The sequence below is a fragment of the Winogradskyella sp. genome (assembly GCF_016744625.1).
In the GTDB taxonomy this organism is placed as follows: Bacteria; Bacteroidota; Bacteroidia; order Flavobacteriales; family Flavobacteriaceae; genus Winogradskyella.
The window spans coordinates 24,783-35,686 of sequence record NZ_JADGDZ010000028.1; the positions used below are offsets into that span (position 1 = coordinate 24,783).

At 32.0% G+C, this 10,904-nt stretch carries 9 protein-coding genes and 2 pseudogenes; 7 read left to right on the forward strand and 4 right to left on the reverse strand.

The window, feature by feature from the left end; translation table 11 throughout:
* The 3 genes and pseudogenes from QZZ53_RS08005 to QZZ53_RS08015 all read right to left on the reverse strand — a co-directional run.
* Positions 1–258, reverse strand: a pseudogene (locus QZZ53_RS08005) (hypothetical protein); the annotation flags it as partial.
* Positions 236–799, reverse strand: coding sequence for a hypothetical protein (locus QZZ53_RS08010; RefSeq protein ID WP_296383385.1), 564 nt, complete (start codon positions 797–799; stop codon positions 236–238). The pseudogene QZZ53_RS08005 and the gene QZZ53_RS08010, both read right to left, overlap by 23 nt.
* Before the next feature lie 11 nt (positions 800–810).
* Positions 811–1,362 carry an RNA polymerase sigma factor gene (locus tag QZZ53_RS08015; RefSeq protein ID WP_296383387.1) on the reverse strand — a complete coding sequence of 184 codons (552 nt, stop codon included), beginning with the start codon at positions 1,360–1,362 and terminating at the stop codon, positions 811–813.
* A 230-nt stretch (positions 1,363–1,592) separates the two neighbouring features.
* Here QZZ53_RS08015 and lon point away from each other — a divergent pair, with 230 nt between their 5' ends.
* From lon to cmk, 4 genes are all read left to right on the forward strand, one after another.
* Entirely contained in the window at positions 1,593–4,046 is a 2,454-nt protein-coding gene (gene lon, locus QZZ53_RS08020; RefSeq protein ID WP_296383390.1) for an endopeptidase La, read from the forward strand.
* On the forward strand, positions 4,030–4,776 hold the full coding sequence (locus QZZ53_RS08025; protein WP_296383392.1) for a LysM peptidoglycan-binding domain-containing protein: 747 nt from the start codon (positions 4,030–4,032) through the stop codon (positions 4,774–4,776). Before lon ends, QZZ53_RS08025 begins: the two co-directional genes overlap by 17 nt.
* A gap of 236 nt (positions 4,777–5,012) precedes the next feature.
* Positions 5,013–6,032 carry a type IX secretion system protein PorQ gene (gene porQ, locus QZZ53_RS08030; protein WP_296383394.1) on the forward strand — a complete coding sequence of 340 codons (1,020 nt, stop codon included), beginning with the start codon at positions 5,013–5,015 and terminating at the stop codon, positions 6,030–6,032.
* Positions 6,033–6,061: 29 nt separating this feature from the next.
* Entirely contained in the window at positions 6,062–6,757 is a 696-nt protein-coding gene (gene cmk / locus QZZ53_RS08035; protein ID WP_296383396.1) for a (d)CMP kinase, read from the forward strand.
* 144 nt (positions 6,758–6,901) lie between these two features.
* Here the strand turns inward: cmk and QZZ53_RS08040 are convergent, their stop codons facing one another.
* Positions 6,902–7,279 (reverse strand): LysM peptidoglycan-binding domain-containing protein, encoded by a 378-nt coding sequence (locus tag QZZ53_RS08040; protein WP_296383397.1) that lies wholly within the window; start codon positions 7,277–7,279, stop codon positions 6,902–6,904.
* 289 nt (positions 7,280–7,568) lie between these two features.
* On the opposite strand from QZZ53_RS08040, the gene rpsA reads away from it, so the two are divergent.
* From rpsA to QZZ53_RS08055, 3 genes and pseudogenes are all read left to right on the forward strand, one after another.
* Complete coding sequence (gene rpsA, locus QZZ53_RS08045; RefSeq protein WP_296383399.1) at positions 7,569–9,404, forward strand: 30S ribosomal protein S1; 1,836 nt, start codon at positions 7,569–7,571, stop codon at positions 9,402–9,404.
* An 80-nt stretch (positions 9,405–9,484) separates the two neighbouring features.
* On the forward strand, positions 9,485–10,624 hold the full coding sequence (locus QZZ53_RS08050; protein ID WP_296383401.1) for a T9SS type A sorting domain-containing protein: 1,140 nt from the start codon (positions 9,485–9,487) through the stop codon (positions 10,622–10,624).
* A 79-nt stretch (positions 10,625–10,703) separates the two neighbouring features.
* Positions 10,704–10,904, forward strand: a pseudogene (locus QZZ53_RS08055) (bifunctional pyr operon transcriptional regulator/uracil phosphoribosyltransferase PyrR); the annotation flags it as partial.

Sequence of the window (10,904 nt, forward strand, 5' to 3'; positions counted from 1 at the left end):
GTCCTGTACTTTTTCGGCATTATTACCTGTTACTTTTATGGTAATATCAAATTCAATTCGGTTTTCATCCCAAGTAATGACGTTTAAGTTTCCATAACTATTCTTTACTTTTAGTGTCGCATTAGAAGATACATCAAAAGATTTTTTAATGTTTCTTTCTTTCGTCGTTTTAGTAGTTTCTATCTCAGTATTTGCTAATGCAATAAAAGGCATTAACAAAAGCAATAGTGCTATTCTAAATTGTATTTTTAGGTTCATTTGTGTTGATTTTTAATTGTTTAATATCTTCTATTTGTTCTAGAACAGTAGTTAAAATGTCTATTCTATTCTGAAAGTTGGTAATCATAGCGTAAATAACACGTTGATCGTTTCCGCTTTCGGTTAAATCTGTTTTTAAATTTTGATAATCTGTTTCTAATACTTGAATATGTTTTAAAGCATCAGTAATAATAGCTTCTGTTAATGGCGAGCGTTCCTTATTTAATTTTTTCAATTCATTTTCAATAGTCGCAGTGAAAAAATCTTGTGTTTCAGATAGTTCTGGTGATACACTTGCTAAGTCTAAAGTCTCAGTGTCGTTTTGTAGTGTAGTAAATACACTCAAACATATCACTAAAGAAGCTGCAATAGCTAGAAAAGGTTTCCAGTTAAAACCAGATGATTTTTTAGAATCATTAGAAACCATATCATTGGTTTTTAGCTTATCTAAAAAACGAAGCTCATGACCTTGATTGGGTTCTTTAATATCGAACTCATCTTTTAGGTTATCAAATAACTCGTCTATAGTATCTTTTTGCATAGCTCTTTGTTTTATACTGTTTGCATTAACTTTTTTCTTAAACTTTCTTTTGCACGTGAAATTAATGTTCTACAATTTGCATAAGAAATATTCATAATGTCACAGATTTCTTCATAATCATAACCTTCAATAAGATGTAATGACAAGCCTAAACTGTAGTTAGGTTTTAATGTTTTCATTACGCTCATTATCTGTTTTACTTTTTCGTTGTTATGATTATTTTCTTCAATGCCATTGTTGTCTTCGACTTTATATAGTACTGAATTTAAAGGCACTTCATTTTGTTTGGACGTTTTGTTGTAATGCGCAATACTATTATTTACTACAATCCGTTTTAACCATGCACCAAATACTTTGGTGTCCTCTAGTGTATTCAGTTTTGTAAAAGCCGTTAAAAAAGACTCTTGCATTATGTCCTCAGCCTTAAAAGAATCTTTTACAATTCTAATTGCTGTATTGTACATTGCTTTGTTGTATCTGTTATAAACTTCCAACTGTGCACGTTGGTTTCCAGATTTACAATGCAATAGTAACTGTTCGATATTTTGATTGGTTGATGTCAAAAAAACAATTGCTTTGGTATAAAGATGAAGACTTTCATTAACTGTTACAGTTTAAGTGAAAAAAGTTTTAGTTTTTTATAAAGGTAATGGCATAACAATTGAATTTACACTAGTGTGAATAACTTTGAATATCTTCTAATCTGTTGATATTCAGTGCAAAGTTAATTATTAATACATTTAAACAAATGCTATTCTGAAAATACAAATGACAGAATGGCTTAAAAACATATATGGGAAAATCAAATTTTATAAGCCTTGACAGTTTGTCATTTCAGGATTTTGATGAGAATTCAGAATTAATTCCGTTAATGACACCTGAAGATGAAGAGTTAATAAATAATGAATCTCTACCTGAATCGTTACCAATCCTACCTTTAAGAAATACCGTTTTATTTCCTGGTGTGGTTATTCCGATTACAGCAGGACGTGATGCATCTATTAAATTAATTAACGATGCAAACAAAGGCGGAAAAGTTATTGGTGTCGTTTCACAAAAAGATGAAGCGGTAGAAAATCCAACAGCTAAGGATATTTATAAAACAGGAACAGTCGCAAGAATTTTGAAAGTTCTTAAAATGCCTGATGGTAACACTACTGTTGTTATTCAGGGGAAAAAGCGTTTTCAAATTAAAGAAGTTATATCAGAAACGCCTTATCTAACGGCTACTATTTCTGATTTGGCTGAAGCAAAACCAGCAGCAGATAACGAAGAATTTAAAGCAATTATAGAGTCTATAAAAGACTTATCTCTAGAGATTATAAAAGAAAGTCCAAATATTCCTTCTGAAGCTTCGTTTGCGATTAAGAATATAGAAAGCAACTCGTTTTTAGTGAATTTTGTGTCTTCTAATATGAATCTTAAGGTTGAAGAGAAGCAAGAGTTATTAAAAATTAATAACCTTAAGGAACGTGCACTTCAAACTTTGAAGTTTATGAATCTCGAATATCAAAAGCTAGAGCTTAAGAATGATATTCAGAATAAGGTTCAGAGCGACATGAACCAACAGCAACGTGAATATTTCTTGCATCAGCAAATGAAAACAATTCAAGAAGAATTGGGAGGAGGAGTATCTTCTGGTGAAGAGATTGAAGAAATGAAAGCGCGTGCTAAGGACAAGAAATGGGATGAAAAGGTAAAAGCACATTTCGATAAAGAATTATCTAAAATGCAACGTATGAATCCTCAGGTTGCAGAGTATTCTATTCAACGTAACTATCTAGACTTGTTTTTAGATTTACCTTGGAATGAGTTTAGTAAAGATAAATTCGATTTAAAACGAGCGATGAAAATCTTAGATCGAGATCATTTCGGTTTAGACGATGTTAAAAAACGAATTATAGAATATTTAGCTGTATTAAAGCTTCGTAATGATATGAAGTCTCCAATATTGTGTTTATATGGACCTCCAGGTGTTGGTAAAACTTCATTAGGAAAGTCTGTAGCAGAAGCATTAGGTAGAGAATACGTGAGAATATCTTTAGGTGGCTTACGTGATGAATCTGAAATTAGAGGTCATCGTAAAACATATATTGGCGCAATGCCAGGGCGAATCATTCAGAGTTTAAAGAAAGCACAAACTTCTAATCCTGTGTTTGTTTTAGATGAAATAGATAAATTGTCTACAGGTAATCAAGGAGATCCTTCTTCTGCAATGCTAGAAGTTTTAGATCCGGAACAAAACAGTGAGTTTTATGACAACTTCCTAGAAATGGGATATGATTTGTCTAAGGTTATGTTCGTAGCAACAGCTAACAGTTTAAACACTATTCAGCCAGCATTAAGAGATCGTATGGAAATCATTAATGTAACTGGTTATACAATTGAAGAAAAAGTAGAGATTGCTAAACGTCATTTGTTACCAAAACAATTAAAGGAACACGGTTTAGATAATAAGCATTTAAAAATTGCAAAACCACAATTAGAAAAAATTGTAGAAGGTTATACTCGCGAATCTGGAGTAAGAGGACTTGAAAAACAGATTGCAAAAATGGTACGTTATGCGGCTAAGAATATTGCAATGGAAGAAAAATATAACATTAAGATTTCTAATGAGGATGTTATAGAGATTTTAGGAAGCCCAAGATTAGAACGCGATAAATACGAAAACAACAATGTTGCTGGTGTGGTAACTGGTTTGGCTTGGACTAGAGTAGGAGGAGATATTCTGTTTATTGAATCTATTCTGTCTAAAGGAAAAGGGAATCTATCAATTACTGGTAACTTAGGTAAAGTAATGAAAGAGTCTGCAACGATTGCTATGGAATACATCAAAGCAAACGCAGATAAATTCGGAATTAATCCAGAAGTATTCGACAAGTATAATGTGCACATTCACGTGCCAGAAGGAGCCACTCCAAAAGATGGGCCAAGTGCTGGTGTGACGATGTTAACTTCTTTAGTATCTTTGTTTACTCAACGTAAAGTGAAGAAGAGTTTAGCTATGACAGGCGAAATTACATTGCGAGGAAAGGTGTTACCTGTCGGAGGAATTAAAGAAAAAATCTTGGCAGCTAAACGAGCTCGTATTAAAGAGATTTTACTTTGTGAAGATAATAGAAGAGACATTGATGAAATAAAACCAGAATACCTAAAAGGTTTAACATTTCACTATGTGACTGATATGAGTGATGTTTTAAAATTGGCGTTAACAACTCAAAAAGTTAAAAATGCAAAAAAACTATAGATTAATTGTATCTATTATTGCCCTTGTTATATCAAGTTTAGGTGCTTTTGCACAGTCTGAGGTTGAATATAGAGATGTTGTTTTAGATGGGAAACCAGCTAAATTGAATGTCGCTACGGGAGAAATCACTTTGGTGAATCTTGTAGAAAAGAGGAAGGTAGATACATCTATAGTTGTAACTGATAAAATGCCAGAAATTGTTGATTCTAATGCCACATCAGATTTTTATATTGTAAAAGAAGGCGAGAATTTATTCCAAATAGCAAATCGCTATAATACTTCTTTAACAGAATTAAAAAGAGTAAATAACTTAGAAACAACATTAATCAATAAAGGACAAAAGCTTCGTGTTAGAAATTTTCATTTACAAAAGGAAGCCGAATTAAAAGATGTGGCAAGTGACGTTACTAATAAAAGTACATCAAATTTCCATATTGTAAAAAAAGATGAGACTTTATATAGCCTATCTAGGAGATATGATTTAAGTTTAAATGAACTAAAAAATAAAAACAGTCTAAACACAAATTTGATTAAAGTGGGTCAAAAGCTTCGTGTTAGAGACTTTGGTCTAAATAATGAAATAGAAAACATTTCTGTTTGGACAGTTGCAAAAGGGGACACTTTGTTTAGTATTGCCAAGAAAAGCGGAACTTCAGTTGGTGCTATTAAGAAGCTGAATGGACTTACTAGCAATACAATTATGATTGGTCAAATACTTCAGTTAAAATAAAAACAACTTCACTCAAAAAATAAAAAAATCATATCATCGTTTTAAGATAGATTTAGGGATATAATTTCTCTTTTAAAATTATTGTGAAATAAAATGATAATTTTTTTGCTTTAGACGAAATATAAAAATAGAGCATAGCATTAGTTACGTTTTATTTTTTTATTGAAGTAAAAAGGAAAAAAGGGCGTTTTATCATAGTAATTTTAAAAGAAAAATTATATAATATTGCAAAGTCTATGATTAAGAGGATTACCAACTTGTGTTTTTTGTTGTTGGCACTGCCATTGTTTGCGCAATTGGGTGGTGAATCTACGTATCAATTTTTAAATTTGGTATCCTCTCCAAGACAAGCTGCACTTGGTGGAAAAATCATTACCAATTTCGATCACGATGTTACGGAAGGATTATATAATCCGGCTTCAATAAATTATCAAATGGGTAATCAATTGGCGGTAAACTACTCTAATTATTTAGGAGGTATAAGTTACGGAACAGCTGCTTATGCTTATACTTGGGATAGACATGTGCAAACGTTTCATGTTGGTATTACCTATATTAATTATGGTTCGTTTGATGGTTATGATGTTAATGGTGTTTCTACAGGAACTTTTAATGGAAATGAAGCAGCACTTTCTGCAGGCTATAATTATAATATTCCTTTTACCGATTTTTATATTGGTGCCACAGTGAAACTTATTACTTCGTCGTTAGAACAATATAATTCTGTTGGTGGAGCTGTAGATTTTGGTGCTATGTATATTAATGAAGATTTAGATTTTCATGCGGCACTAACTGTGAGAAATATTGGTACTCAATTTACAACATATGCAGGACAAAATGAACCCTTGCCACTCGAGGTCAATTTCGGAATGTCTCAAACACTAGAAAATGTACCTTTACGTTGGCATTTAACTTTAGAGAACTTACAGAAATGGCCAATAGGTGTTTCTAATCCAGCAAGAGCAACAACAGATTTAGATGGTAATCAGACTCAAGAAAAAGTTGGATTTTTTAATAAAGGCTTAAGACATCTTATATTAGGTGCAGAATTGTTTCCAGAAGGAGGTTTTAATATAAGATTAGGTTATAATTTTAGACGTTCAGAAGAATTGAGAATTGTAGATCAGAGAAATTTTTCTGGCCTTTCAGTTGGATTAGGTGTAAAGCTAAATAAGATGCGCTTTAGTTATACACATGCTAGATATACTGGTGCTTCTAATTCTAGTTTTTTAGGGCTGCAAATAGATTTAAATTAAAGAAATTCCCATTTTCATGGGAAATAAATATGGAGAAGATAATCATTGCAATAGATGGATTTTCATCAACAGGAAAAAGTACTGTTGCTAAACAAGTTGCTAAAGCACTCAATTATATCTACGTGGATACAGGCGCTATGTATAGAGCTGTAACCTATTTTGCCTTAGAAAATGATTTTATTGGTGAGAACGTTTTTAATTCTGAAGAACTCATTAATCAATTAGACGATATTAATATCACTTTTAAATTTAATACAGACTTAGGTTTTGCTGAAGTCTATTTAAATGGAAAAAACATTGAAGCTAATATTAGAACTTTAGAAGTATCTCAATATGTGAGCCCTATTGCCACGTTGTCTGAAGTAAGACGGAAGTTAGTAGAACAACAACAGCTTATGGGCAAGGATAAAGGCATTGTTATGGATGGACGCGATATTGGTACAGTGGTATTTCCTAATGCAGCATTAAAACTCTTTATGACGGCTTCCGCAGAAACTAGAGCTAAACGACGTTACAAGGAATTATTAGAACGTGGACATAATGCAAGCTATGCTGAGGTATTAGAGAATGTAACCACAAGAGATCATATAGATTCTACAAGAGAAGATTCTCCTTTAGCTAAAGCCAAAGATGCTATTGAAATAGATAATTCAAATTTAAGTTTGGATGAGCAATTTGAAAAAATTCTGCAACTTGCAAAAATTACTTTAGAAGGTCTTGAATAAGTAAAGATGAAAATCTTGAAGCAAAATCTATTACCAATTAATAGCTTACCAAAAAAACAAAAAGGAGTAATAAAAAAAACGACTTTACTTTGGTTACTGAGCGTAGCCAAAATAAAGTCGCTTTTAATAATGTATGTCTTCCTATTAAAGATTTGGAATAATTAATTCTTGATCTGGATGAATTAAATCTGGGTTTTTAAGAATATCAGAATTCGCAGCAAAAATGTCTTTATACTTCATTGCATCACCATAATAGTGTTTAGCAATTTTACCTAAAGTTTCACCGGAAGCTACAGTATGTCTCGCATATACAGTCTCATCTGCAACTTTTATATCCGCTACAATATCAGCTGGATTGTCTCCACCTGCTACTTTAATAGCATCCCAAAGTAAGTTTTTTTCATATTGTGTTGCAGCAGTACCATTTACTTTGAGTACACCGTTTTCTTCACTAACATCTCCATTTTGAATGTTTAATTTTTCGCCTAAGTCTAATACTCCTTGGTATTTTGCTCTAACCATAATTGTTAAGTTTTTTAAATTGTTAATAGTATTGTAAATATACCAAATTATGTACCAAATTTTAACATTCTATTCATCATTTTGATATACTATATATGTGACACAGTAAATAAATTAAAGTCACTTTATTTAGTGTTTGGTTTTCAGGATAATATATAGTATTTTTGCGCTCCTTTTTAGCGAAGTTGAGAAAGTAGGAAAGGGAAAGAACAAATCATAATTAATAACTTCTGTAGATTTTTCGCAAATCTTTCTAAAGATACAGAATACAAATTTTTATTCAGCACACATGTCTGAAAAAGAAACAAAACAAGCTGAGGTTGAAGCAACTGAAGCAGTAACAGTAGAAGCTCCTGTAGTATCTGAAGCTCAAGCAAATCCAGAAAAATTCTTAAAAGAGTTCGATTGGCACAATTACGAAGAAGGAATTGAGCAAGTTGAAGACACTAAATTAGAAGAATTTGAAAAGTTAGTATCAGAAAATTTCGTTGACACTTTAGATGACGAAGTTGTAGAAGGTACTGTAATTACAATCACAGATCGTGATGCAATTATTGACATTAACGCTAAATCTGAAGGTGTAATTTCTCTTAATGAGTTCCGTTACAATCCAGATCTTAAGGTTGGTGACAAAGTAGAAGTATTAATTGATGTGCGTGAAGATGCAACAGGTCAGTTAGTATTATCTCACAGAAAAGCTAGAGTAATCAAGGCTTGGGAGCGTGTTAACAATGCACATGATACTGGTGAAATCGTAAACGGTTTTGTAAAATGCAGAACTAAAGGTGGTATGATCGTAGATGTATTTGGTATAGAAGCTTTCTTACCAGGTTCTCAAATCGATGTGAAGCCTATTAGAGATTACGATCAGTACGTAAATAAAACTATGGAATTTAAAGTTGTTAAAATCAACCACGAATTCAAAAATATAGTAGTTTCTCATAAAGCTTTAATTGAAGCTGATATTGAAGAGCAAAAGAAAGAAATCATTGGTCAACTAGAAAAAGGACAAGTATTAGAAGGTATTGTGAAGAACATTACTTCTTATGGTGTGTTTATCGATTTAGGTGGTGTAGATGGTTTAGTTCATATTACAGATTTATCTTGGTCTCGTATCAACCATCCAAATGAGATTGTTGAGTTAGATCAGAAATTAAATGTTGTAATCCTTGATTTTGATGAAAACAAATCAAGAATCCAATTAGGTCTTAAGCAATTATCTAAGCATCCATGGGAAGCTTTAGCTGAAGATGTGAAAATTGGAGATAAAGTAAAAGGTAAAGTTGTTGTAATCGCTGATTACGGTGCATTTATCGAAGTTGCTGAAGGTGTAGAAGGATTGGTTCACGTAAGTGAGATGTCTTGGTCAACACATTTACGTTCGGCTCAAGATTTCGTAACTGTAGGTGATGAGATCGATGCTGTTATCTTAACTTTAGATAGAGAAGATCGTAAAATGTCTCTTGGTATTAAGCAATTAACACCAGATCCATGGACAGATATTACAACTAAGTATCCTGTTGGTTCTAAGCACACAGGTATTGTACGTAACTTTACAAACTTTGGAGTTTTTGTTGAATTAGAAGAAGGTATTGACGGATTAATTTATATCTCAGATTTATCTTGGACTAAGAAAATTAAGCATCCATCTGAGTTCTGTAACGTAGGTGATAACTTAGATGTAGTTGTATTAGAGTTAGACGTAGAAGGACGTAAATTATCTTTAGGTCATAAACAAACTACTGAAAACCCTTGGGATAAGTACGAAACTGAGTTTGCTTTAGAAACTGTTCATAAAGCAGCAGTTACTGAAATCGTAGATAAAGGAGCGACAATAGATTTTAACGAAGACATCGTTGCATTTATTCCATCACGTCATTTAGAGAAAGAAGATGGTTCTAAACTTAAGAAAGGTGAAGAAGCAGAATTCAAGATCATTGAATTTAATAAAGAATTCAAGCGTGTTGTAGCATCTCATACTGCAGTATTTAGAGCTGAAGAGGCTAAAATCGTTAAGCAAGCTGTTAGAAAACAGGAAGCTCAAGCGGCAGAAGCTAAGCCAACTCTTGGTGATGCAAATGAAGCTTTACAAGCACTTAAAGATAAATTAGACGGGAAGAAATAATTTCCTTCAAATTTTAAATAAACTAAAGCCTCTCGATTTTCGAGAGGCTTTTTTATCTTTATAAAAATTTTTAGATCACTATGAAGCTTAATCGATTCATTTTATTTTCTTTACTTGTTTTAATTACCTCATATACTATAAAAGCTCAAACAGTTGCTTATGATATAACTTTTTCAAGTTATAATCATACGGATTGCCTAAATTTATCATTTATAAACTCATGGGTTAGAGGACATCAAACCAATGCTACAGTTGGGTACTATTCAACATTAATTGATGCGCAAAATGATGCTAATAAATTGTCAATTTATTATAGTTATGCATCAAGTAATGAAACTCTTTATGCGAGAGTAACTGCTGAAGATGGATCTGATTTTGCGATTTCTGTAATTACAATTGCCTTATCCGATATTCCTGTGGGTGGACCACCTCCTCCTGGTATTTCAGATTTCTATTTTTGTGATTTAGATAATAATGGGTTTGAGATTGCGTATTTAAGAGATCTATATACAGTAGGTCAATATATGTTTAATTCAATGTTATGTGATTTAGATGAAAGTCAAATTCTTATATCATATCACTTAACCAATCAAGATGCTACAAACGGAACAAATGCTATAAATGAAGAATATTCATTTTTTGTTGATACAGAAATTTATTGCAGAGTTGCAAATACTGTAAATGCAGGCGTTACCTATGGTCAATTTGGTTTAAAGTTTGAAACGTGCACAGCTACGGATGATGATTCTGATGGCATAGATAATACAAGAGAAGATGCTAACAGAAATGGAAATATTTACGATGATGATACAGATGGTGATGGTCTAAAAAACTATGAAGATAATGATGACGATGGTGATGGTGTTTTAACAATAAACGAAGACTATAATAATAACGGCTCTCCGTTAGATGATGATACTAATAATAACAATATTCCAGATTTTTTAGAATCTAGCGTAACATTGTCTGCAGAAGGAGTGATTTTTAATGGATTTCAAATATTAGAAAACCCTGCTAACATTTCCCTTAGACTTCAATTTACAAACAGTTCTGATGAAAAAATGTTATCCATAATAAATATTACAGGAAAGATTGTTTATCAAGCTAAAAGTCTAGAAGAATCTCAAGAATACAATATCTCTTTTTTGCCATCTGGTTTGTATTTTGTTTCTGTTGAAGTCGAAGAGAGTTTAATTATAAAGAAGTTTATAAAGAAATAAATATACTTGAGTATTTATCTTAATTGCAAACCCTATTTTTTTACCTTAACTTTGCCAACCAGCAATGTTTGGATACTATATGAGTCAAAAAGTATTACTTAACTCTAAAGAAGTCAATATTACCCTTCACAGATTGGCTTGCCAACTTATTGAAAACCATGATGATTTTTCTGAAACTGTACTTATTGGGATTCAACCAAGAGGTAAATTTTTAGCTAATCGTTTGGCTGAAATGCTTACAGCAGAATACAAGATTAAAAATATTCAACTTGGTCATTTA

Bases quoted from the DNA above. Each gene is read 5' to 3' on its own strand.
- QZZ53_RS08050 (WP_296383401.1), top strand. From the start codon at position 9,485: ATGAAGCTTAATCGATTCATTTTATTTTCTTTACTTGTTTTAATTACC.
- QZZ53_RS08025 (WP_296383392.1), top strand. From the start codon at position 4,030: ATGCAAAAAAACTATAGATTAATTGTATCTATTATTGCCCTTGTTATA.
- lon (WP_296383390.1), top strand. From the start codon at position 1,593: ATGGGAAAATCAAATTTTATAAGCCTTGACAGTTTGTCATTTCAGGAT.
- QZZ53_RS08010 (WP_296383385.1), bottom strand. From the start codon at position 799: ATGCAAAAAGATACTATAGACGAGTTATTTGATAACCTAAAAGATGAG.
- rpsA (WP_296383399.1), top strand. From the start codon at position 7,569: ATGTCTGAAAAAGAAACAAAACAAGCTGAGGTTGAAGCAACTGAAGCA.
- QZZ53_RS08040 (WP_296383397.1), bottom strand. From the start codon at position 7,279: ATGGTTAGAGCAAAATACCAAGGAGTATTAGACTTAGGCGAAAAATTA.
- porQ (WP_296383394.1), top strand. From the start codon at position 5,013: ATGATTAAGAGGATTACCAACTTGTGTTTTTTGTTGTTGGCACTGCCA.
- cmk (WP_296383396.1), top strand. From the start codon at position 6,062: ATGGAGAAGATAATCATTGCAATAGATGGATTTTCATCAACAGGAAAA.